This window comes from Terrirhizobium terrae (assembly GCF_030323265.1).
GTDB lineage: Bacteria > Pseudomonadota > Alphaproteobacteria > Rhizobiales > Rhizobiaceae > Neorhizobium.
In genome coordinates, this window is sequence record NZ_CP104992.1 from 2,968,580 (window position 1) to 2,992,081 (window position 23,502).

Below are 23,502 nucleotides of genomic sequence, written 5' to 3' on the forward strand. Positions count from 1 at the left end.
TCCTTTCTGGTCTTCAAGTCTCGGTATTGGCTGTATTCTGATCCGTCCCGTTCTTCACTGGTGTCAGCGCGATCGTCCGCCGCGTCTCGGTCAGTCCGAGAACGAGGATGGCGAAGGCCGGAAGAAGAAGCATGGACGATAGGTAGGCGAGGACGAGGGCCGGCAGGCGCCAGTCCTTGCCCTGTGTGCGGAAATGGATGGCGGCAAATCCCGCCATCAGGAAGCCGGCGCCGAACGCCCCGCAGATCGTGGCACCGATCATGGCCGGAACGCCGCCCAGGAAGGTGAGCAGGATGCCGGCTAGAAAGATGAAGATCGCATGGCGGTTCATGCGCAGCGCCGATGGCATGTCCTCGCGCGGACGAAGCGCCCGGCCGGTGCGCGACACGATACGAACGGCGAAATAGAAGGCCGAAAACAGAAGCAGGACCCAGATGCCGGCCTGCATCATCGGCAGCATCAGCACCATCATCGCCTTGGTCTGGGCAAGGCCTGCGGCATCCGGCGCGAAAGCCGGTTCCTGCGCGCTGAACGCAGCCGTCATCGCATCGACCATCTGGCCGGTCAGTTCCGGGCCGTAGCCGATCGCGACGCCGAGGGCGATGACGGCAAGCGTGACGAGGCCGCACAGATGCAGGAGGATATCGGAAATCGGGTACCAGGCGATCAGGTCGTCCGGACCGCCGAGTTCGGAAGCCGGGCGCGCCAGATTGGCGAGATGCGACAGCCAGCCGGCCGGTATCAGCGTGAAGATTGCCGTGGTGACGGCAAAGATCGGCGAGACGAGGACGGCACCGAGAACGGCGGCGGTCACGACGCCGGCAATGGCCGCGCGGTTGCCCCAGCCGAGGCCGGCGACGAGAATGGGAAGCGCGGAGGCAGCATAGAGAACGGACGCGAGCGACGACTGTGCACTCGCACCCATCACGAGGAGGGTGGCGACGACGCCGGCGAGAATGCCGGTGGGCAGCACTGTTGAGGTCTTGTTCGTCACGGTCTCGCTGTCCTGCCAGATCAAGCAGTTGGGGATGGGCCTGGATCATTTTGACAGGCGCTTCATTCCCAACATGGGGTTTTTATCATTTCCGATCCGCGCCCAACGCGGAAGGGAGTAGACCCGCTGACGTTAATCAGCGGGTCCGGTATCAATTACGATACGACGTAGGGCAGCAGGCCGAGGAAACGGGCGCGCTTGATGGCCTGGGCCAGTTCGCGCTGCTTCTTCTGGGAAACTGCAGTGATACGCGAAGGAACGATCTTGCCGCGCTCGGAAATGTAGCGCTGCAGGAGACGAACGTCCTTGTAGTCGATCCGCGGTGCATTTGCGCCCGAGAAGGGGCAGGTCTTGCGACGGCGGTGGAACGGACGGCGTGCCGGGGACGAGGATACGTCAGCCATTGTGTTTTCTCCTTGAGGCCCAGATTACGATCTCGCGCGGAGCGGACGGGCGCGGTGCGCGCTCGAAGCCGCCGTCACGCGGAGGACGGTCGCCGAAATCGCGACGCGGCGGACGATCGCCGAATTCGCGGCGCGGGCCACGGTCGTCACGCGGACGGTCGTCGCGGTCACGCTTCTGCATCATGGCAGACGCGCCTTCTTCGTGCTTCTCGACGGCGATCGTCATGTAGCGAAGAACGTCTTCGTTGATGCGCATCTGGCGTTCCATCTCGTGCACGGCAGCAGCCGGTGCGTCGATGTCCATCAGGGCGTAGTGAGCCTTGCGGTTCTTCTTGATGCGGTACGTCAGGGACTTGAGGCCCCAGTTTTCAACGCGCCCGACCTTGCCGCCGTTAGCTTCGAGGACACCCTTGTACTGTTCGACGAGGGCATCAACCTGCTGAGCGGACATATCCTGCCGGGCAAGGAATACGTGTTCGTAGAGAGCCATGTAAGCTTTGCCTTTTCTTGCGGTTGTTTTGTTCACCCGGTTTCGGCGGCTAAGCCTCAACGACTGCTCCTGATGGCCAATAAAGGCCGGCAAGAAAAGTTGTTGTTTCGAGACGGTCGAGAGCGGAGACACGGGAGGCCGGAACGCTTGCGGTTCCTGCGATCCGCTTTCGCGGATCTGCCCTCCGTACAGCCACCAGCCAGAAGACCGGGTGTTTCGAACAGGGCGGCTTATACGGATTTTTGCGGGAAAGGCAAGGGGTGAGGGTATGAGGGTATTGATTGCAACCATTGGTATGCTGTTGTGATTTTAATGCAACCGGGGAGGGTGTTTTGAGGCTTGGCAAGAAACTGCTTACCGCTTGTGTTCTTTTGTGCCCGACTTTTGCTGCTGCGGATTTTGTGCCCTGGATCGAGTTCAAGGGGACGCAACTCTTCAGAGACAGGGCCGGCGGCGCATATTGTTATTCTACGGCACATTCTCGCGTAGATGCCGATGGCGCACCGAATGCCTACCATCCCGACGATGTGGGCAAGCACTGTATGCGAGATCCTCATAAAGGATTGGATTGCCCGGCCAATGCCGGATTTCCAGGGACCAATTGGTGGCGGAGTGTGCTTGTCCCCGATCCGGCTGACGAAAGTCGCCCATACATCCAGCCGAACGGCCCGACTAAGGGCTTTTTCGTCGCGAAGACGTGGCTGACGAATGGCGCTGCCGCCAACTCTGCATCGAACTACGTAGACTCCACAAAAGTCCCCTATATCGTTTTTCCCGGAAGTGCGTTTTCCCGGATGGACGGCACGGGCTCTAAGGGCGATTTGGGGATTGCCTGGCACGAGAACGGCAGGCGAACTTCCTTCGTCGTTGCCGATCAGGGCGGCGGAAGCAATGCTCGCCTTGGAGAAGCTTCCATAGCTTTCTACGAGCGTCTGGGCGGTCGGAACCTGAATGCTCGGACCGGAAGCGGGGTCGCGCCGGGAACGGTGAAATTTCTCGTGTTTCCTGGTTCCCGACGAAACTTTGCATGGCCTCAAACGGTTGAGGCCATGGATCGAAAGGCCGATGAGCTATTGTCTTCCATCGGCGGCGAGACAGCCATTGGCTCTTGCAGGTAGTATTCTTTAGTGCTCAAATCGGCATCGGGTACCGCCGATAGACCTTGGCGATATCGTACATAGCCTCTTCCGACAGCGTCACGCCGGCGGCGCCGATGTCGGTCTTCAGCTGCTCCATCGTCGTCGCGCCGATGATGACGGAAGTCATGAAGGGGCGTGTAAGGCAGAAGGCGAGCGCCATCTGGCTCATGTCGAGGCCATGCTTTCCAGCGACTTCGAGATAGGCCTTCACCGCTGGTTCCTGCAGTGGCTGCAATCGGCCGCCCAGGTCCTTGTTGATCGTGCCGCGCGCGCCTTCAGGACGGGCGCCGTCGATATATTTGCCGGTCAGCAGGCCGGCGGCCAGCGGTGAATAGGCGAGCAGGCCGACACTCTCGTGGTGGGCGACCTCGGCAAGGTCGAGATCGAAGGTCCGGTAGAGAAGATTGTATTCGTTCTGAATCGAGGCGACGCGTGGCAGTCCTTTCTCCTCGGCAATCTTCACATATTGCATCGTGCCCCAGGCGGTCTCGTTTGAGAGGCCGATCGCGCGGATCTTGCCGGCTTTCACCAATTCGCCGAGCGTTTCGAGCTTCTCGGTCACGCTCTGAAGAGCCGCAGGGCCGTCCTGCGTGGTGGCGTCGAAGCCCCAGGAATTGCGGAAATGATAGTGGCCGCGGTTCGGCCAGTGGATCTGGTAGAGGTCGATATAGTCGGTCTGCAGCCGCTTCAGGCTGGCGTCGACGGCTTCGCGGATCGTCTCCGGCGTAATCGGACGGCCGTCGCGGATATGCGGCCGGCCGGCGCCGGCGATCTTGCTGGCAAGCACGATGTCGTCGCGCTTTGCCCGCTTCTTCAACCACGCACCGATATACTCTTCCGTGCGGCCATAGGTCTCGGCGCTGACGGGGGTCGTCGGATAAAGCTCGGCCGTGTCGATGAAGTTGACGCCCTGCTCGACGGCATAGTCCATCTGCGCGTGAGCTTCGGCCTCCGAGTTCTGCGAGCCCCAGGTCATGGTTCCGAGGCAGATTTCCGAAACAGAAATATCCGTCCGGCCGAGTTTATTGAATTTCATACGAAAAATCCCGTCTTCAGAAGGCGGGAACCTTATGCGGGATTTGCTGCAGCGCAAGACTTGATTGCAGATGAAACATTGGCAAATCGCGAAAATTTTATGCGCGAGGGCTCGAAACCGCTGGAAAAATTCTAATTCAACCTTGCATGGCGCAGTTTGCGCACTGATACCGTGCAGGCGGAGAATAAATTTGCGGAGGAGCCTTCATGGCCGATAATGCGGTGCAATATGACGAACGTGGCTTTCCGGATGCAGGCGATCCGCCGGCGACCGGACGCTGGAAGCTGATCGGTCCGGGCATCGTCGCCGCAGCCACCGGCGTCGGCGCAGGCGATCTGGTCGCGACCCTGATCGCGGGCTCGCGCTTCGGTTATGCGCTGCTCTGGGCCGCCGTCATCGGCTGTATCGTCAAGATTGCGCTGGCGGAGGGATCGGCCCGCTATCACCTCGCGACCGGCTCCACCATGCTGGAAGGTTGGAAGTCGCTCGGTAAGTGGACGAGCTGGTATTTCGGCATCTACATCATGATCTGGGGCTTCGTGTATGGCGCGACCGCCATGAGTGCCACGGCTCTGCCGCTCGCCGCACTCTTCCCCGTTCTGCCGCTCTGGGCCTGGGCGATGATCTCGGGCCTTGTCTGCGCCGCCTTCGTGGCGATGAACAAGTATCAGATGTTCGAAAACGCCATGAAGATCCTGATCGCCTTCATGTTCGTGGTCGTTGTCGGCGTCGCGATCATGGTCGTGCCCAATATTGGTGAGGCGCTGACGGGGCTCGTGCCGTCGCTTCCCGAAGGATCGATTTTCTATACGCTCGGCCTGATCGGCGGCGTCGGCGGCACCATCACCATGGCTTCATACGGTTATTGGGTAAATGCCAAGGGCTGGCGTACGCCTGCCTGGATGGGCATCATGCGCCTCGACAACCGTGTCGCTTATATCGTCACCGGCATCTTCGTTATCGCAATGCTCATCATCGGCGCGGAACTGCTCTACACGGCGCAGATCACGCTTTCGAGCGGCGACCGCGGACTGCTCGATCTCGACGAGGTTCTGCGCGAACGCTTCGGCCCGGTCGTCTCCGTCCTGTTCCTGCTCGGCTTTTTCGCAACCTCTGTCTCGTCCATTCTCGGCGTCTGGCACGGTGTGTCACTGCTGTTTGCCGACTTCGTCCGCAACGTGCGCGGCGGAACGGGCGCACGCCAGGATCTGGAAAAGAGCAACGCCTTCCGTTTCTACCTGTTCTGGCTGACCATCCCGCCCATGGTGCTGCTCTGGTTCGGTCGCCCGTTCCTGCTCGTCGTCATCTATGGGGCGCTCGGCGCGTTCTTCATGCCGTTCCTGGCGCTGACGCTGATCTGGCTGCTCAATTCCTCGCGGGTGCCGAAGGAATGGCGCAGCGGCTGGCTGTCGAACGGCTTGCTCGGGATTGCGGCCGCGCTGTTCATCGTGCTCTGCGTCAACGAGGTCATCGGGATGATTTCCGGTTGATAGAGGCCAGAACGCTGAGGGCCGGAAGGTTTCCGGCCCCTGCTTTCCCTTGACTCTCCGGGCGGGAATGTGAATGGAGGGCGAAAGACAAGCCCCGAAAAGGTCCCACCAGGGAAGGAAAAGGCCCATGAGCGCTTCGACGAGCATCGCATTCACATTTCCCGGTCAGGGCAGCCAGGCCGTCGGCATGGGCAAGGAACTCGCTGACGCCTATCCCGAAGCCCGCGCGGTTTTCGAAGAAGTCGATGAGGCGCTCGGCCAAAAGCTGTCCGACATCATGTGGAACGGCCCGGAAGAAACCCTGACGCTGACCGCCAACGCCCAGCCGGCGCTGATGGCCGTCTCGATCGCCGCCATGCGGGTGCTCGAAGCCCGCGGTCTGAGGCTTGCAGAAAAGGTCGCCTATGTCGCCGGTCATTCGCTTGGTGAATATTCGGCGCTCTGTGCAGCCGGCACGTTCTCGGTTTCGGATACGGCAAAGCTGCTGCGCATCCGCGGTGACGCCATGCAGTCGGCCGTTCCGGTCGGGCAGGGCGCCATGGCTGCGATCATCGGCCTCGAGCATGGCGACGTAGAAGCCATCTGCGCTGAAGCCAAGGCGGAAGGCGTCTGCCAGATCGCCAACGACAATGGCGGCGGCCAGCTGGTCATCTCCGGCTCCAAGGGTGCCGTCGAGAAGGCAGCGGCACTCGCGACCGAGAAGGGCGCCAAGCGCGCCATCATGCTTCCGGTCTCCGCACCCTTCCATTCCGACCTGATGGCGCCCGCCGCCGATGCCATGCGTCATGCGCTCGCCAAGGTCGAGAAGAAGAACCCGGTCGTGCCGGTTATCGCCAATGTCCGTGCCGCTCCGGTTTCTGATGCCGACGAGATTGCCCAGCTGCTCGTCACCCAGGTCACCGGACAGGTGCGCTGGCGTGAGACGGTCGAGTGGTTCGGCGCCAATGGCATCACCACGCTTTACGAAATTGGCTCCGGAAAGGTGCTGACGGGTCTTGCCCGCCGCATCGACAAGAATATCTCCGGCGTAGCCGTCAATACGCCAGCCGATATCGACGCGGCGATCGCCGCCATTATCGGCTGAGGATAACAAGCCCCATCTTGCAGATGTAAGATGACGGCTTTTGACTTTTGATTTTTCGCATGGGGATATCCCGCCCGTTTTGGCGTATCCCGCATGGAGAGGAAGGAACTGACATGTTTGATTTGACCGGCCGCAAGGCCCTCGTCACCGGCGCAACCGGTGGTCTCGGCGAAGAGATCGCCCGGCTTCTGCACAAGCAGGGCGCCATTGTCGGCCTGCACGGCACCCGCGTCGAAAAGCTCGAGGCGCTTGCCGCCGAGCTCGGCGACCGCGTCCACATCTTCCCGGCAAACCTTTCCGACCGCGCCGAAGTCAAGGCGCTCGGCGAAAAGGCCGAAGCCGAACTCGGTGGCGTCGACATTCTCGTCAACAATGCCGGTATCACCAAGGACGGCCTGTTCGTCCGCATGAGCGACGAGGACTGGGATGCGGTACTCGAAGTCAACCTGACGGCGGTCTTCCGCCTGACCCGTGAACTGACCCACCCGATGATGCGCCGCCGCCAGGGCCGGATCATCAACATCACCTCGATCGTCGGCGTCACCGGCAATCCGGGCCAGACCAACTACTGCGCGTCGAAGGCCGGCATGATCGGCTTCTCCAAGTCGCTGGCCCAGGAAATCGCTACGCGCAACGTCACGGTCAACTGCGTTGCCCCGGGCTTCATCGACAGCGCCATGACCGGCAAGCTGAACGAGAAGCAGAAGGAAGTGATCATGGGCGCGATCCCGATGAAGCGCATGGGCGCAGGATCGGACATCGCGGCCGCCGTTCTCTATCTCGCCTCCGACGAGGCTGGCTACGTCACTGGACAGACGCTTCACGTCAATGGCGGCATGGCAATGATCTGATTGCCGGGCTTCGTTGCCAAACCAGTGGAGAACAAGGGTTCTAGGCTGTGGGAGGGAACAAATTCTGGCTTTGCGTAACAGTCAAACCGTGTTAAGCGGGCCATGACTGTGAAAAAGTCACCCTGAAATTCAGGTCGTCACATTGCGTGAGCAAGAGTTGCGGAACCGGATAAAGGGTGGTGGGGTCTGCCGGCATCGGCGCCCGAAAGGTGCAGTTGCAGGTTTAACAGGATGTGGATGTCATCGATGACATCCGGAAAAGATAAAGGTCGAGGAAACCGACATGAGCGATATCGCAGAACGCGTTAAGAAAATTGTCATTGACCATCTCGGCGTTGATGCCGACAAGGTTGTCGAAGGCGCAAGCTTCATCGACGATCTGGGTGCGGACTCGCTCGACACCGTCGAACTGGTCATGGCGTTCGAAGAAGAGTTCGGCGTTGAAATTCCGGACGACGCTGCTGACTCGATCCTGACCGTCGGCGACGCCGTCAAGTTCATCGAAAAGGCCCAGGCCTAATCGACGACATATTCGGGACGCTTGCCGGCATTTGACGGTATCGATCCTCACGACGGCCCGCTTGTTCGGGCCGTTTCAGCACCTGCAGGGTCGTTCTCCGAACTGGAGGCATCGTGCTCTGCAATTTGAGATTCGCCGCGTCGTGAAATGTCCGAAAGCCGTGAACGGGTTTCGGGCGCGATGCGCGAGAACATGAAATACAGGGTGGAGCGCTTGGCGATGAGGCGTGTCGTTATCACCGGTACCGGCATGGTATCACCGCTCGGATGCGGAACGGAAATCACCTGGCAGCGTCTGCTCGCAGGGCAGAACGGCGCAAGGCTGGTCACCGAATTCGAGGTCGAGGATCTGCCGGCGAAGATCGCCTGCCGCATCCCGGTCGGCGACGGCACTGACGGCACATTCAATGCCGATCAGTGGATGGAGCCAAAGGAACAGCGCAAGATCGACCCATACATCCTCTATGGCGTTGCCGCCGCCGACATGGCGCTGGCGGATGCCGGATGGCATCCCGAGACGGATGAAGACCAGATCATGACCGGCGTGCTGATCGGCTCCGGCATCGGCGGTCTCGAAGGCATCGTCGAAGCGGGCTATACGCTGCGCGACAAGGGCCCGCGCCGCATCTCGCCTTTCTTCATTCCGGGTCGCCTGATCAACCTCGTTTCCGGACAGGTCTCGATCAAGCACAAGCTGCGCGGCCCGAACCACGCGGTCGTCACGGCTTGTTCCACCGGCGCCCATGCGATCGGTGACGCGGCCCGGCTGATCATGTTCGGCGATGCCGACGTGATGGTTGCCGGTGGCGCCGAATCGCCGGTCTGCCGCATCGGTCTCGCCGGCTTTGCCGCTTGCAAGGCGCTGTCGACCCAGCACAACGACAACCCGGAAAAGGCATCGCGTCCTTACGACCGCGACCGCGACGGTTTCGTCATGGGCGAGGGCGCCGGCATCGTCGTTCTGGAAGAACTGGAACACGCCAAGGCCCGCGGCGCCAAGATCTATGCCGAAGTCGTCGGCTACGGTCTTTCCGGCGATGCCTTCCACATCACCGCACCGTCGGAAGACGGCGAGGGCGCGCAGCGCTGCATGACCATGGCGCTGAAGCGCGCCGGCCTGTCGCCTTCCGACATCGACTACATCAACGCCCATGGCACCTCGACCATGGCCGACACGATCGAACTCGGCGCCGTCGAGCGCCTGGTCGGCAATGCGGCCTCGAAGATTTCAATGTCGTCGACCAAGTCGGCGATCGGTCACCTTCTCGGCGCCGCCGGTGCCGTCGAGGCGATCTTCGCGACGCTTGCGATCCGCGACAACATCGTTCCGCCGACGCTCAATCTCGACAATCCCGATGTCGAAACCACGATCGACCTCGTGCCGCACACGGCACGCAAGCGTGACGTCAATGTTGCCCTGTCGAACTCCTTCGGCTTCGGCGGCACCAATGCATCGCTCGTGCTGAAGCGCTACGACGCTTAAGCATTCGAGCCTCTCTTCATCGGCCGGACACCCGTTCCGGCCGATGTGATTTTCCGGACCTGTATTTTGCCTTATTGCTTGGCCAAACAGCAGGTCACGATTGCCGGCGCATCGATACGAATCGCAAATCGATTCTGTTAGGCGGGATGCGCGGGTGTTAATGAATAGCGCGTGTTTTGTGTGTCGGTTTCGACTGCACGGCGCTCTAGTATTCGAACGGGGGTGCGGGTGAGCAATTCCAATCATGTCGGCGAGCTTCCCCGGGCGGTTCCCAGGGCAATGGCGGTAACGGCAATGGCCGCGGTCCGATCATTCCGAAATCGCCGAATGAAGCATTGAAACCCGAACGCGTTCCCGATCCGCCGCGGCGCTCCAAGAAGGCCCGCAGCCAAGTCGTCATTTTCCTGAACTTCCTGATGACGATGGTGGTGATGGTCGCGCTCGTCGGCGCCGCTGTCTTCTATTATGCGCTGTCGACCTATCAGAAGCCCGGTCCGCTGGAAGCCAATACCAATTTCGTCGTGCGCGAGGGATCCGGCATTGCCGAGATCGCCACCAGCCTGGAGCGAAACGGTATTGTCGAGGACAGCCGCATCTTCCGTTACGTGACCGCCGTCCATCTTGGCTATGCCGGCTCTTCCAACAGCCGCCGCAGCCTCAAGGCCGGCGAATACGAGATCAAGGCCCATGCCTCGATGAAGGATGTGGCCGACATATTGGAGTCGGGCAAGTCGATCCTCTATTCGATCTCCATGCCGGAAGGTCTGACCGTGCGCCAGATGACGCTGCGTCTCGCCGAGGACACGATCCTGGAAGGCGACCTGCCTGCCGATCTGCCGGCGGAAGGCAGCCTGCGTCCGGACACCTACAAGTTCTCGCGCGGCACCAAGCGCGCCGAAATTCTTTCGCAGATGCATGCTGCCCAGCAGAAGCTGGTTGATCAGATCTGGGAACGCCGCGATCCCGACCTGCCGATCAAGACGAAGGAAGAGTTCGTCGTGCTCGCTTCCATCGTCGAAAGGAAACCGGCAAGGACGACGAGCGCGCCCATGTCGCGTCCGTCTTCTTCAACCGTCTGGAAAAAGGCATGCGCCTGCAGTCCGATCCGACGATCGTCTACGGCATCTTTGGCGGCGAGGAAAACCTTCCGACAGGCCGATCTACAGGTCCGACCTGCAGAAGGAAACGCCTTACAACACCTATCGTATCAAGGGCCTTCCGCCGACGCCGATCTCCAATCCCGGCCGTGCAGCTCTTGAAGCGGTCGCCAACCCCTGGCGGACGAAGGACCTCTATTTCGTTGCTGACGGCACGGGTGGTCACGTCTTCGCGCCGACGCTAGAAGAGCACAATGCCAATGTCCGCCGCTGGCGCAGGATCGAGGCTGAACGTGCGTCAGGTGCCGCCGCAGGCAACCAGTCGAACGAGGTGGTCGACGGCCAGCCGGACGGCGAGGATGCCGAGAAGCCGACCGGCAACTGACGGGCCCGCAACTGACGCGATTGCCACCGCCGCAACGAACGGTGGCCCGCATTTGGAGTGAATTTAATGACAGTGCAGTCGATGACCGGTTTTGCGCGCAGCGAAGGGGTCAGCGGACGGAGCCGCTTCGTCTGGGAACTTCGCTCGGTCAACGGCAAGGGGCTCGATGTCCGGCTGCGCCTGCCGCAGGGGTTGGAACGGCTTGAGGCGGATGTGCGCCGACTGGCGGGCGAACGCCTGTCGCGCGGCAATGTCCAGGCTTCCCTGTCGATTGCGCAGGACGAGACGAAGATGGAGGCGATCGTCAATCGCGATGCGCTCGATGCGGTTATGTCGCTTCGCGCCCAGCTTGGCGATGCCATCGATCCGGCACCGCTCAGGCTCGATACGCTTCTCTCCATTCGCGGGCTCGTAGATATCCGCGAGCAGCAGGATGACGAGGAGGCCGTCGCCGCCCGTGACGCGGCCGTTCTTGCCAGCCTCGATGCGGCTCTCTCCAACCTCAAGCGCATGCGCGAGGCGGAAGGAGCGGCGCTGAAATCGGCTCTTGAAGCCCATCTTGCACGTATCGCCGAACTGACGCGGGTGATCGAGGCCGATCCGTCGCGCTCGCCGGACGAGATCGCCCGCAAGCTTTCCGTTCAGCTTGATCAGCTGCTCCAGGAGAAATCCGGCTTTGATCGCGACCGGCTCTACTCGGAGGCTGCGCTGCTTGCGACCCGCGCCGACTTGCGCGAGGAAATCGACCGGTTGAAGGCCCATGTCGCGGCCGTTGGCGAACTTCTCGACAAGGGCGGCCCCGTCGGGCGCAAGCTCGATTTCCTTGCACAGGAATTTAACCGGGAATCGAATACCATCTGTTCCAAATCCAACTCCTCTGCTGTAACGGCAGCGGGCATTGAACTGAAAGTCGTGATCGACCAGTTCCGCGAACAGGTCCAGAATCTGGAGTAGAAGATGAGCCCGGCACCGTCGAACCAGCCTGCCAAGACGCAAAGCAGCATCGCCCGTCGCGGCCTCATGCTGGTTCTTTCGTCTCCCTCCGGCGCCGGCAAGTCGACGATCGCCCGCAATCTTCTCGAGAACGACGAGAACCTGGAAATCTCGATCAGCGTGACGACGCGCCAGCGCCGCCCGAGCGAGATCGCCGGCAAGCACTATCACTTCATCTCCATCCCGCAATTCGAGCGCATGCGCGACAGCGGCGAGCTTCTGGAATGGGCGGAAGTGCACGGCAATTTCTACGGCACGCCGCGCGAGCCGGTGGAGGCTGCCATGGCCGAAGGCCGCGACATGCTGTTCGACATCGACTGGCAGGGCGCGCTGCAGCTGCAGGAAAAGATGAAGGCCGACATCGTCTCGATCTTCGTCCTGCCGCCGACCATGACCGAGTTGCAATCCCGCCTGCATCGCCGCGCGGAGGATTCCGAAGAGGTAATCCGCACTCGCCTCCTGAACTCCCGTTCCGAGATCGAGCACTGGCGCGAATATGACTATGTCATCGTCAACGACGATCTCGACGAGGCCTTCCGCAACGTCAACTGCATCGTCAACGCCGAACGCGTCCGTCGCGACCGCCGCCATGGCTTGTTCCACTTCGTGGATACGCTTCTGACGGAAGAACCGAAGCTTTAAGTTGATAGGAAGCGGGCCCGATATCCTCCGGGTGCATTGCTTGGTTACTTGACCTGTGAGGCAGGCGTGCAGCTAAGAAATGCTTTTCGGGCGGGATGAGTGAGCCTCATCGCTGGACCGCGGTGCATCCGTCCTATAGGCCTTCTCTTCAGGCGAATGACCCATAGGAAATGTGCTCTTCGTCAAGTGATTGATGGCGAGGAGAGAACATCCATGGAAAAAACTCCGTCAACGACGAGGGCGGCGGTGTGGATGATGGTGTCCATCGCGCTCCTCCTGCTGATGGCCGTTTCCGGCCGGGCCGTTACCCGCGAGATCGATGTATTCCAGGCGATGGAGATGCGTTCCGTCATCGCCTTCTTCATGCTCTTGCCGCTGGTCATTCGTGAAGGCGGGATAAAAGCGATGCGCACCAGCATCCTGCCGAGCCATATCGGCCGCAACGTTGCACACTATATCGGTCAGTTTGCTTGGCTGATGGGCCTGACCCTCATTCCGCTCGCCCAGGTCATCGCCATTGAGTTCACCGCGCCGATCTGGGCCGCGATCATGGCGGCCGCTTTTCTCGGCGAGCGTCTGACCTGGCGCAAGGGTGTGGCGATCTCCTTCGGGCTGGTCGGTGTCGTGCTGATCGTCAGGCCCGGTGCCGCGCCACTCAATCCGGGCCACCTGATCGTGCTCGGCGCGGCCTTCGTCTTCGCCATATCCTTCATCATGACAAAGGCCCTGACGCGCACCGACAGCGCCACCAAGATCATCTTCTGGATGCTGATTATCCAGTCGATCATCGGGCTCGTCCCGGCGTTGAGGGTGTGGGTGTGGCCGTCCGCCGGCCTGTGGCCATGGATCTTCGTCATCGCCTTTACCGGCACGTTCGCGCATTACTGCATGGCGAAGGCACTCTCCTATGCGGAGGCGACCGTGGTGATGCCGATGGATTACCTGCGGGTGCCGGCCTCGGCCCTGATCGGCTATCTGCTTTACGCCGAAGCGATCGATGGCCTGACGGCCGTCGGAGCGGGACTTATCCTGGCAGGCAATCTTTTCAACCTGCGGCGGCCAAATGCCAACCGCATCCAGGCCACGCCGACCTGACGCGCCTTACAGGCTGTTCGCCAACAGAACGAATTCTTCGACGGAAAGCGTCTCGGCGCGTCGCTGCGGGTCGATACCCGCCTTGTTGAGGAGGGCCTCGCCACCGACGGGCTTGAGGCTTTGGCGCAGCATCTTGCGGCGCTGACCGAAGGCGGCATGGGTGACGCGCTCTAGCTTGTCCACGTCGCAGGGCAAGGGATTGGCGCGTGGCGTCAGATGGACGACCGTGGACGTCACCTTCGGCGGTGGCGTGAAAGCCTGCGGCGGCACGTCGAACACCATATGCGCGTCGGTGCGCCAGCCGCAGAGCACGCCGAGACGGCCATAGTGGTTGTCTTCCTCGTCGGCGACGATGCGCAGCCCGACTTCCTTTTGGAACATCAGCGTCAGGCTCTCCCAGAAAGGCGGCCACTGGCCATCTTCCGGCAGCAGCCAGTTGAGCAGCAATTGTGTGCCGACATTGTAGGGAAGGTTGGCGATGATCTTCACCGATCCGCCCTCGGCCTTCTCGGCAGCAAGGGTTGCGAAATCGGTCTTCAGCGCATCGCCTTCGATGACTTCGAGGCGGCCGGGGTAATAGTCAGCGACTTCGGCGAGTACGGGCAAAGCGCGGGCATCACGCTCGACGGCGATCACCTTTTTCGCTCCGAGCGCCAGGATCGCGCGCGTCAGGCCGCCGGGGCCGGGGCCGACTTCGAACACCGTCACGCCTTCCAGGCTACCGGCCGAGCGGGCGATCTTCTGGGTGAGGTTGAGGTCGAAGAGAAAGTTCTGTCCGAGCGCCTTCCTGGCGTCGAGGCCGTGGCGCTGGATGACTTCACGAAGGGGCGGCAGTCCGTCGAGCGTCGCCATCAGACTGTTTCGCCAATAGGCTGGGTGTTGGCCGCAAGCTGAGCCGCGAGCTTCAATGCCTCTACGAGGCTCGTCTCGCGGGCGATACCCTGGCCCGCAATGCCGAAGGCGGTGCCGTGGTCCGGCGACGTGCGGATGAAGGGCAGGCCGAGTGTCACATTGACCGAGGTATCGAAGCCGAGCGCCTTGGCCGGGATAAGCGCCTGGTCGTGGTACATGCAGATCGCAACGTCGTAACGGGCGCGCGCCTCGTCATGGAACATCGTATCGGCGGGCAGGGGGCCGAAGACATGAAGCCCCTCCTTGCGCAGCTTGAAGACGGCCGGATGGATGATGTCCTGGTCCTCACTGCCGATCGCGCCGTCTTCGCCCGCATGCGGGTTAAGACCGGCAACAGCGATGCGCGGCTGCTCCATGTCGAAACGGGTCTTGAGGTCGTGATGGGCGATGCGGCAGGTGTCGAGAATGAGCTGCTCGGTCAACGCGCCGGGTATGTCCTTGACCGGAATGTGGATGGTAACCGGGATCGCCCGGAGCTTGGGGCCAGCCAGCATCATGACGGGTAGGAAGGTCTGCCCCTTTGCCTTGGCCGCGAGATCAGCCAGGAATTCCGTGTGGCCCGGAAACTTGAAGCCCGCCTGGTAGAGCACGGATTTCGCGATCGGGTTGGTGACGACGGCGGAGGCACGGCCGGCAACGCAGAGTTCGACTGCCGTCTCAATCGCGGAAATCGTGCCATGGGCGGTCGCCACATGCGGTTCACCGGGAGCGACTTCAGCACCGGCGGAAATCGGCAGCACCGGCAGCGCGTCAGGGAAGATCGATGCCGCAGTATCGGGCGATGCCTCGCGAACGGGAACGTCGAGATCGAGAAGGGCTGCGCGCGCCTTCAGGACGGCGGGATCACCAATATAGAGGAAAGGTGGGAGCCCGGTCGTGGCGCGGGCTGCCCATGCGGCCAGCGTGATATCCGGGCCGATGCCGGCGGGATCGCCCTGGGTCAATGCGAGCGGACGATCGGATGCCATGCAAACTCCGGATAGGCTATTATCAGCGCAGGTCGATCTGCGCCTTGGAGCGCAGTTCATCGAGATACTTCTTGCTGTTGGGATCTTCGCCGCTCTTTTCCGCCTTGCCGAGGTCTTCGGCACGGAATACGGCTTCGGCGGCGAGGTCGTCGGAAACCTGGCGCTGCTCGCAGATCGCAAGAAACTCGACGCCGCGCTCGGTTACCAAGGCTCCGGTCGTACCGTTCTTGGCCTTTTCGATCAGCGGCTTCCAGTTCTCCGGCAGGTTAGGCGCCAGAACGCGGCCGAGGTCGCGAACGGAGACATCCATCATGGTCGCGGCGAATTGCTTGGCCTGATCGCAGCCGGGGAATTTCGAACGGGATGCTTCTGCCTCAGACTTGCGCTTGTTGAGAATCGCGTTGCGCTTGGAAGCCGGGACCACGAAGATGATCTGCTTCAGGAAATACTCCGTCGTTACCGGCTTTTCCTTACGCTCCATCATGCGTGTGACTAGTTCCTGGCTGGACATGCGGCTATTGCCGCTGCCAAACCGCGCGTTGATCAGACGCGGCCAGCTCATCTGGACGGCGATGTAATTTTTGAAATGCTCTGCCGTGACGCCTGCCTGGCCCAGCATCTGGGTCAGTTGCGCGGTCGTGATCTTGTTGCTCGCGGCAAAACGTGCAAACGAGCGGTCGACGTCGTCGGTGCTGACCGACATCTTGACGCGTGCAATCTCCTGCCGCTTCAGCACCTCGTCGATCAATTGCTCGCGCGCGATCTTGGTGTCAGACTTCTGTCTCTGCAGACGCAAAAAGGCGGCGCGGCGAGCAACGTCGGCGGTGGTGATCGGTGTGCGGTTCACCACGGCGGCGACACCGCTCGTCGACTGAGCCGAGCTGATGGCAGGGTTGACGACGATTGATGCCGCAAGTGCGGTGAAGGCGATCGCCAGCCTGCGCGTTCCGGTCACTCCAAACATCGTTGCACTCCCTATGCGCTACGTCTCTGTTTGCGGCTTTCGGCCGCCTTTTACTATATGCGAGCCCGCTTGCGCAATCGGTGCGGCAAAACGATGACAGATGGCCGCGGCACGGCCATCAATTCACCGTCATCGACGGCGACCACATTACTGATAACGGAAGGCCTGCTCGTCGTCGTAATCGTCCGTCGAACCGATGTTGACGTCGCCGAGCGTCCTGAAGCTCAGGCGTGCGCCGATGCTCCAGTCATTGGCGTCAGTGCTCGAATCCGTCTTCTCAGTATAGGCGAGGGTGAAGATCGTGCACTCGTCGGCATAGCTGATGCCGAGGCCGCGGCGGGTAACTTCGTTGTCGTCGATATCCCAGGTCGCCTTGCCTGCCAGCGACCAGTTCTCGTTGATGCGGAAGCTCATCGACTTTTCAAGGATGTTGGTCGAGCTCGGCGAACCGTATTCCGGCTGTGCCGCCACCTTCGTGTAGACAAGCTTACCGCTGACACGCGGCGTCTTGTAATCGAAGGCGATATCGTTGCGCCGAACCTCGAACGTGTCCTTGTCGAAGCGGGTATTGTTCGAGAGGCTGAAGCCTTGCGGAAGATCAATCGCGGCCATGGCGACGTAATCCGAAACATCTTCCTCAAGGCCGGAATTGGCACCTGCATTGACGAGATCGGCACTGGCGAAGGAGTTCTCGCCGGCGACCTGGTAGGACTGGCCGAAGATGCCGCGCAGACCGACGCCGTTATCGAACGAGCCGGTATAGCGGATGCCGATATTGGCACGCGTGCCACCTTCGATCCGGTCGTAGCCGGAGAACTTGTCGCGTTCGAAGAGGCTCGTCGCGTCGAAGACGAAGCTCTGTGCATCCTCGTTCGGCAGGCCGCCGGCCATCTGTTCGTCCGGCCGCGCATAGATCTGCGCGATAGGCTCGATGATATGGCTGCTGCTGCCGGCCGTGATGAGGAACGGATAGCGGGCCTCAAGGCCGGCTGTCGCCATGTAGCGGCCGCTCGGGTCATCGTCGAGATCGCCGTCATAGAAGCCGGGCGTTCCCGAAGAGGTGCTGCGAAGTCCGTCGCCGCGAAGAGCAAGCAACGGGGTCAACTGCAGGCCGCCTTCGGTAGTCAGCGTGCGCTTCCATTCCGCCTCGGCGGTGAAACGCGTGTAGCTGCCTTCCAGGCCCGGGAAGCGATTGCTCGACCCGGCGAAATAAGCGTCGTCCTCGCGGCGTGAGAGGTTCGTCAGATTGGCGTTCAACGACAGTTGGCCACCGAAAATCGGCTCGGGCGCATAATAGCTGTAGTCGAGGACCGGATAGACGATCGGCTGCTGGCGCTCCAGCACGCTGCTTTCCGCGTCGTCCTGAACATCGAAGTAGTAGCCGCGCAGATCGAAATAATTCCGCGAACCAAGTCCGGTCAGGTAGACTTCATTGGTGAACGTCTCGTCATCGACGTCCTGAAGGTCGTAGGTGCGCGAGAAGTTGTTGTCGCTCTGAGCCATGACGTTCCAGCCGAACGTCCAGCGCGGGTTGATCTCGAACTTGCCTTGTGAGGCGGCCATCACGCGGGTATCGGCCTCGCGGTCGGCGGTGTTTGGATCGAACGCGCCGGAATTCTGCTGGCTGATTCCCGCAAAGCGGAACGTATGCTCGCCGTTATCGAAGCGGTTGCGCACTTCACCTTCGACCAGCAGCCCCTGGTTGCTGTAATAGGTCGGAGTGATTGTCGCATCCATGCTCGGCGAAAAGACATGGTAATAGGGAACGCTGATACCGAAGCCGAGATTGTCGCTGGCACTGAACCGCGGAAACAGCAGGCCGGATTTCCGCTCGACCGTCTCGTCGGGCACCGTGATCGGAAACGGCAGTCTGCCAAGCGACATGCCGAACAGCTCGAACTGTGCGTTCTCAAGGCGAATCGTATGGGTCTGGCCATTGCGAGATCACACGCTGGGCCTTGACCTGCCACAAGGGCGCCTTGCCCGGCGTCTGCGCGCAGGGGAGGCATGCCGTGTATACGGTGTTGTTCAAGACCATCAGGTCGCCCGGCTGCCTTTCGGCGCTCTCTGCGGCCAGACGCGTATTGTCTGTGGTCTCGACGCGAAGGGCATTGAGGAAGCCTTCGCCGAAATCGTCTGTGACGTCGAGCTCTTCAGCGTAGACGCGCGTGCCGCCGGGTTCGATCAGCTCAATATTGCCCACCGCCATGACGCGCCCGCTCTTCTGGTCGTATTCGACCCGCTGCGCGACCATCCGATAGCGGTTGTAATAGATCTGCACGCCACCGCGAGCGGTGACCTGCTGGGCGTCCTGATTATAGACGAGTTCATTGGCGCGCAGCAGCATCTTCGCGTCGTCCGATTGGACGGGCGTAAGCCCCTGCGCGTGAGCGATATCCGTCGTCACGCCGCATACAAAAGCAGACACACCTGTCAGCAGGGCGGCGGCAAGCCGTCTTATATTCCTGCGGTTACTGACCGCCACTAGCCGTCCTCCTGATGAAGCAGAATCGTTGCGCCCAACGCCGTCGCGACGATGACTGGTATCCAGACCGCCACGAAGGGAGGAATCGCTCCGCTGCTCCCAAACGCCTTCACAAGCACACTCACGACATAAAGCACGAAGCCTGAAACTATGCCACCCAGAATCATCGACCTGGACTGGGCGAAGCGACTGAATTTTAACGAGACTGTTGCAGCAATGAGAGTCATTGCCACCAGCAGTACCGGAAGCGACAGCAGCGAGTGGAATTGAGTTTCAAGCGCCTTGGTTGAGATGCCGAACGAGCGGCTGATCTCGATTTTCCGGGAAAGATCAAAGAACGCAACGGTTTCGGGCTGTTCCAGGCTTTCCTGAATGTATTCCTGTTTCAGGTTGGTACGGACCTGCGCCGTGGGCTGGCGCACCGGGATTTCGCCGGGGCGATTCTCCAGCACATCGTTAAGAAGCCAGTAACCATTTTCGAGTTTTGCCTCGCGTGCATCCTGCCGCATGGTCACGTTTCCGTCCTTGTCGAAGTGGAAAAGCACCACATCGATAAGCTCGGTTCCATTGGCTCGATAGCTCTTCGCGCCGATAATAATGTCCTCGTCGCCGCTGATCTGGCGGATCCAGGGGACGAACTTGCTGGCCTTCGCGCGATTGCTCGCCTGACGCCAGCTGGCTTCCATCGAAATTGATTCGCGCTGTCCCCATGCGGCCAGCGGATTGATCACCAGCAGTGCAAGCAGACCAAGCAAAAAGGCGCCGATGACGAAGGGCGAGACGAACTGCCACACCGAGATGCCGGCCGCGCGCGTCACGACCAGTTCGTAGCGTCGGTTGAGTGCGATCAGCACCGTCATGCCGATGAACAGGCTGAGTGTGGGGATGGCCTGCTGCAAAATCGACGGCAGCCGCAGCGCGGTCATCCCGAAAGCACCGAAGACACTGAATTCGGCTAGTCCTGACAGACGGCGGGTCGTTTCACTGAAATCGGCGAGAAAGATGATCGCGCTGACGCCGAGCAGGAACCAGAAGGCTGTCACGATGTAGCGGCGGAAGAAGTAGCGCCAAAGTGTCGAGAAGATCATGCGGTACCTCCGGTGGAACCGGTCGACGGCGCGAAACGACGCTGCAGCATGCGGTTCAACCGGCCAACGCCGCTGGTGAACATGCGCGGCATGTGGATCTGCCTATTGGTTGCCAGCATAAATATGGCGATGGCGGAGGTGGCGACCGGCACCAGATATACTGCCGGGACATAGGCGGCACTGCGTTCCGTCAGGTTGGTGACGGAGAACCCGGCCCATCGCAGTGCGAAGGCCAGCACCAACGCATAGATCATCGGGTGTACGCGTGCTGATCGGTGGGAGCGGGTATTGCCCGCCACGACGAGCGACACCAGCGCGAAGGCGATCGGGAAGAGCCAGTCCGAAAGGCGGCGATGCAGCTCGGAACGGAACGCTCCGGGCGATTTCGCATAGATCGGATCGGTGGGGTCGGGGTTCAGCAGGAATCCGAGACTGCGATCGGCTGAATAGAGCGGCAAGCCACCTTCCGACTTCGTCATCGCCGACAAATCAAAGGCATATGAGGCAAACTTGACGATCGAGATACGGCCGTCGGGAGATTTGCGGTGCACTTCTCCGTCGCGCATCGTCAGCGACGTGCCGCCCGGATCCACCGAGCCTTCCTTGGCATAATAGATCAGGTCGAAATTCGGATCCCGATAGTCGACCACGAAAAGGCCCTTGAGCAGGCGGCCGGAATGTCGCTCCGAGATCTGCACGTAGAGGCCATCCTCGATACTGCGGAACGTCTTCTCCTCGATGACGGAGGAGAGAAGATCGGCATAGGCGGCAGCGACCATCTGGCGCGCGCCAAGCCGGGATTCGGGCTCGAGGAAATTGGTGATCGCGAAGGAAAAGAGGCTGAGCACGATCGAAAGTGCAATCACCGGCCGATAGATGATGCTGCGACCGGCGCCCGCCGCATCGATGACCGGCAGTTCCGAGATCGTTGTTCATCGCCGTCAGCGTCTGGGTAATGCCAATGACGAGCGCGAAGGGCAGCACGACCGGTATGATCGTCGGCAGGATATAACTCGCGAGCAGCATGAACGAGCCCATCGACTGGCCGGTATCCGTGACCAGGTTGATGCGCCCGAGCACCTGGATGGTCCAGATGATGGTGAGCACGGGAACGAGCGTCACCAGAAACATCTGGAAGATCCGGCGCAATATGTAAGTTTCGAGAAGCTTCATTCCCGTCCGACACTTTGCAGCTCAGCCATCCGCGATGGCCGTCGCGCCTATCTAAGCGATCGGCTCGACGTTTTCGACAGATGTCATGTCACAAATATGTTGGCTAGAGGCGTTTTATTTTTTGTTGTGACATTTCAAAATGTATTTGCCCGCAGAAGACTTGTCCGACGATGGCGCAAGCTGCGCGTTGGGCTTGCCTTCCCGGCCGAAACCGTGATGATCGCCTGCCTGTTTTCCAAAGAAATTCGCTTGGAGTACCGATGTCTGTAGAACTCGCCATTTCCTTCGCAAAATCCGCGCCGCTTAAAGGCGCCCTCGCGATCCAGCTCAAGCTTGCCGGTGACCAGCCTGCTTCAGGGCTTGCCGAAGCCGACCCGCAAGGCATCGGTGCGCGCGCGGCCGAAATTTCCAAGTTCAGCGGTAAGCCGATGACGACGCTGGACGTGCTGGCGCCGCATGGCTCGGCCGCCGATCGGTTGCTGGTCATCGGTCTTGGCGATCCCGCTGCACTTGTCGCCCATGACTGGCTGCGGGCAGGCGGAACGGCAGCGGCCGGGCTGAAGTCGATGAAGAAGGCCGTTGTCTTTCTGGACGTCCCGGGGCTCAAGGTGACGCCGCAGCAGGTTGCGGATTTCGCGCTGGGCATGCTGCTGCGGGCCTACAGCTTCGATACCTACAAGTCGGCAAAGAAGAAGGAAGACGACGACAAGCCGAAGGCGGTCGGCGTCACCATCGTCACCGCCGACCATGCCGCAGCCAAGAAGGCTTTTGCCACCGCTGATGCGGTTGCAGGTGGCGTCAATCTCGCCCGCGATCTCGTCAACCTGCCGCCGAACGTGCTCGGCCCGGTCGAATTCGCCGATAAGGCAAAGGAGCTGCAGTCGCTCGGCATCGAGGTTGAGGTTCTGACTGAAAAGGAAATGAAGAAGCTCGGGATGGGCGCGCTGCTCGGTGTCGCTCAGGGCTCGGTTCGTCCGCCGCGGCTGGCGGTCATGCACTGGAACGGTGGCAAGGCCAAGGACAAGCCGATCGCTTTCGTCGGCAAGGGCGTCGTCTTCGACACCGGCGGTATCTCCATCAAACCGGGTGCGGGCATGGAAGATATGAAGGGTGACATGGGAGGTGCCGCCGCGGTGACCGGCCTCATGCACACGCTGGCGGCCCGCAAGGCCAAGGTCAATGCGATCGGCGTCATCGGACTGGTCGAGAACATGCCGGACGGCAATGCACAGCGTCCGGGGGATATCGTCACCTCCATGTCCGGTCAGACGATCGAGATCATCAACACCGACGCCGAAGGTCGTCTGGTGTTGGGCGACGCACTGTTCTACACCAAGGAACGGTTCAAGCCGCAGTTCATGATCGACCTTGCAACGCTGACGGGCGCAGTTGTCGTGGCACTGGGTAACATCCATGCCGGTCTGTTCTCCAACGACGACGTGCTCGCAGGCAAGCTGACGACGGCCGGCGATGTGACCGCGGAACGGCTGTGGCGCATGCCGCTCGCCAAGGAATACGACAAGATCATCGACTCGCGTTTTGCCGACATGAAGAACAGCGGCGGCCGTCAGGCCGGTTCGATCACCGCGGCACAGTTCCTCAAGCGCTTCGTCGGCGAGACGCCCTGGGCGCATCTCGACATTGCCGCGACCGCGTTGAACTCGCCCCAGAGCGAAATCAACCAGTCCTGGGCATCGGGTTATGGCGTGCGCCTGCTGGACGAGCTTGTCCGGGCAAACTACGAGAGCTGATGACCGAAGTTCTCTTCTACCACCTGACCGAATCAAAGCTCGAGGATGCGCTGCCGGCGCTCCTCGAAAAGAGCGTCGAACGCGGCTGGAAAGTGGTCGTCCAGACCAATGACGAGGCCCGCCGCGATTTACTCGACGGGCATCTCTGGACCTTTCGCGAGGACAGCTTTCTGCCGCACGGCACCGATGCTGCGCCGATGGCTGAGGCACAGCCGGTGCTGCTGACGACGGCCGAAGAGAATGCCAACGGCGCGACCGTCCGCTTTATCGTCGATGGCGCCGCACCGCCGCCGCTCGATCCTTACGAAAGAGTGGTTTTCATGTTCGACGGCTACGACCAGCAGCAGCTGGAAGGTGCGCGTTCGGAGTGGAAGAAGTTGAAAGGCGAGGGCCACACGCTGACCTATTGGCAACAGTCTCCCGAGGGGCGGTGGGTGAAGAAGGCGTAAGACGCCTTCT

General features: G+C 61.0%; 19 protein-coding genes and 3 pseudogenes. 12 read left to right on the forward strand and 10 right to left on the reverse strand.

Annotated features, from left to right (window positions below; genetic code table 11):
* Positions 1-13: 13 nt before the first annotated feature.
* The 3 genes from N7E02_RS22480 to rpsF form a co-directional block, all read right to left on the reverse strand.
* Entirely contained in the window at positions 14-994 is a 981-nt protein-coding gene (locus N7E02_RS22480) for a DUF2232 domain-containing protein (RefSeq protein ID WP_286579816.1), read from the reverse strand.
* Between the two features lie 155 nt (positions 995-1,149).
* Positions 1,150-1,398 (reverse strand): 30S ribosomal protein S18, encoded by a 249-nt coding sequence (rpsR, locus tag N7E02_RS22485; RefSeq protein ID WP_093002262.1) that lies wholly within the window; start codon positions 1,396-1,398, stop codon positions 1,150-1,152.
* Positions 1,391-1,888, reverse strand: coding sequence for a 30S ribosomal protein S6 (gene rpsF, locus N7E02_RS22490; RefSeq protein WP_286579817.1), 498 nt, complete (start codon positions 1,886-1,888; stop codon positions 1,391-1,393). The genes rpsR and rpsF overlap by 8 nt, the downstream gene beginning before the upstream one ends.
* Positions 1,889-2,220: 332 nt before the next feature.
* On the opposite strand from rpsF, the gene N7E02_RS22495 reads away from it, so the two are divergent.
* Complete coding sequence (locus tag N7E02_RS22495; RefSeq protein ID WP_286579818.1) at positions 2,221-3,006, forward strand: glycoside hydrolase family 75 protein; 786 nt, start codon at positions 2,221-2,223, stop codon at positions 3,004-3,006.
* Between the two features lie 13 nt (positions 3,007-3,019).
* Here N7E02_RS22495 and N7E02_RS22500 read toward each other — a convergent pair whose 3' ends face one another.
* Entirely contained in the window at positions 3,020-4,063 is a 1,044-nt protein-coding gene (locus tag N7E02_RS22500) for an aldo/keto reductase (RefSeq protein ID WP_286579819.1), read from the reverse strand.
* A gap of 206 nt (positions 4,064-4,269) precedes the next feature.
* Here N7E02_RS22500 and N7E02_RS22505 point away from each other — a divergent pair, with 206 nt between their 5' ends.
* The 9 genes and pseudogenes from N7E02_RS22505 to N7E02_RS22545 all read left to right on the forward strand — a co-directional run bounded on the left by N7E02_RS22505 (position 4,270) and on the right by N7E02_RS22545 (position 13,702).
* Positions 4,270-5,553 (forward strand): Nramp family divalent metal transporter, encoded by a 1,284-nt coding sequence (locus tag N7E02_RS22505; protein ID WP_286579820.1) that lies wholly within the window; start codon positions 4,270-4,272, stop codon positions 5,551-5,553.
* 127 nt (positions 5,554-5,680) lie between these two features.
* Positions 5,681-6,637, forward strand: a complete 957-nt coding sequence (gene fabD, locus N7E02_RS22510; protein ID WP_286579821.1) for an ACP S-malonyltransferase — start codon at positions 5,681-5,683, stop codon at positions 6,635-6,637.
* Between the two features lie 113 nt (positions 6,638-6,750).
* Positions 6,751-7,488: a 3-oxoacyl-[acyl-carrier-protein] reductase gene (gene fabG / locus N7E02_RS22515; RefSeq protein ID WP_286579822.1), complete on the forward strand. Its 738-nt coding sequence runs from the start codon at positions 6,751-6,753 to the stop codon at positions 7,486-7,488.
* 283 nt (positions 7,489-7,771) lie between these two features.
* Positions 7,772-8,008, forward strand: a complete 237-nt coding sequence (locus tag N7E02_RS22520; RefSeq protein ID WP_003502080.1) for an acyl carrier protein — start codon at positions 7,772-7,774, stop codon at positions 8,006-8,008.
* Between the two features lie 219 nt (positions 8,009-8,227).
* Entirely contained in the window at positions 8,228-9,490 is a 1,263-nt protein-coding gene (fabF, locus tag N7E02_RS22525; RefSeq protein WP_286579823.1) for a beta-ketoacyl-ACP synthase II, read from the forward strand.
* A 308-nt stretch (positions 9,491-9,798) separates the two neighbouring features.
* Positions 9,799-10,972, forward strand: a pseudogene (gene mltG / locus N7E02_RS22530) (endolytic transglycosylase MltG).
* A 66-nt stretch (positions 10,973-11,038) separates the two neighbouring features.
* Positions 11,039-11,926, forward strand: a complete 888-nt coding sequence (locus N7E02_RS22535) for a YicC/YloC family endoribonuclease (protein WP_286579825.1) — start codon at positions 11,039-11,041, stop codon at positions 11,924-11,926.
* A gap of 3 nt (positions 11,927-11,929) precedes the next feature.
* The gene (gmk, locus tag N7E02_RS22540; RefSeq protein ID WP_286579826.1) at positions 11,930-12,607 is read left to right on the forward strand and encodes a guanylate kinase; all 678 of its coding nucleotides are present in this window, start codon (positions 11,930-11,932) and stop codon (positions 12,605-12,607) included.
* A 213-nt stretch (positions 12,608-12,820) separates the two neighbouring features.
* On the forward strand, positions 12,821-13,702 hold the full coding sequence (locus N7E02_RS22545; protein WP_286579828.1) for a DMT family transporter: 882 nt from the start codon (positions 12,821-12,823) through the stop codon (positions 13,700-13,702).
* A gap of 6 nt (positions 13,703-13,708) precedes the next feature.
* Here the strand turns inward: N7E02_RS22545 and rsmA are convergent, their stop codons facing one another.
* The 6 genes and pseudogenes from rsmA to N7E02_RS22575 all read right to left on the reverse strand — a co-directional run bounded on the left by rsmA (position 13,709) and on the right by N7E02_RS22575 (position 21,292).
* The gene (gene rsmA, locus N7E02_RS22550) at positions 13,709-14,554 is read right to left on the reverse strand and encodes a 16S rRNA (adenine(1518)-N(6)/adenine(1519)-N(6))-dimethyltransferase RsmA (RefSeq protein ID WP_286579829.1); all 846 of its coding nucleotides are present in this window, start codon (positions 14,552-14,554) and stop codon (positions 13,709-13,711) included.
* Positions 14,554-15,582, reverse strand: a complete 1,029-nt coding sequence (pdxA, locus tag N7E02_RS22555) for a 4-hydroxythreonine-4-phosphate dehydrogenase PdxA (RefSeq protein WP_286579831.1) — start codon at positions 15,580-15,582, stop codon at positions 14,554-14,556. The genes rsmA and pdxA overlap by 1 nt, the downstream gene beginning before the upstream one ends.
* Positions 15,583-15,604: 22 nt before the next feature.
* Complete coding sequence (locus N7E02_RS22560; protein ID WP_374730741.1) at positions 15,605-16,537, reverse strand: SurA N-terminal domain-containing protein; 933 nt, start codon at positions 16,535-16,537, stop codon at positions 15,605-15,607.
* Between the two features lie 156 nt (positions 16,538-16,693).
* A pseudogene (locus N7E02_RS22565) lies at positions 16,694-19,031 on the reverse strand (LPS-assembly protein LptD).
* The gene (lptG, locus tag N7E02_RS22570) at positions 19,031-20,119 is read right to left on the reverse strand and encodes an LPS export ABC transporter permease LptG (RefSeq protein WP_286579833.1); all 1,089 of its coding nucleotides are present in this window, start codon (positions 20,117-20,119) and stop codon (positions 19,031-19,033) included. The pseudogene N7E02_RS22565 and the gene lptG overlap by 1 nt, the downstream one beginning before the upstream one ends.
* Positions 20,116-21,292, reverse strand: a pseudogene (locus N7E02_RS22575) (LptF/LptG family permease). The gene lptG and the pseudogene N7E02_RS22575 overlap by 4 nt, the downstream one beginning before the upstream one ends.
* A gap of 260 nt (positions 21,293-21,552) precedes the next feature.
* Between N7E02_RS22575 and N7E02_RS22580 the strand changes: the two are divergent.
* On the forward strand, positions 21,553-23,043 hold the full coding sequence (locus N7E02_RS22580) for a leucyl aminopeptidase (protein ID WP_286579834.1): 1,491 nt from the start codon (positions 21,553-21,555) through the stop codon (positions 23,041-23,043).
* The gene (locus tag N7E02_RS22585; protein ID WP_286579835.1) at positions 23,043-23,492 is read left to right on the forward strand and encodes a DNA polymerase III subunit chi; all 450 of its coding nucleotides are present in this window, start codon (positions 23,043-23,045) and stop codon (positions 23,490-23,492) included. The genes N7E02_RS22580 and N7E02_RS22585 overlap by 1 nt, the downstream gene beginning before the upstream one ends.
* Positions 23,493-23,502 lie beyond the last annotated feature (10 nt).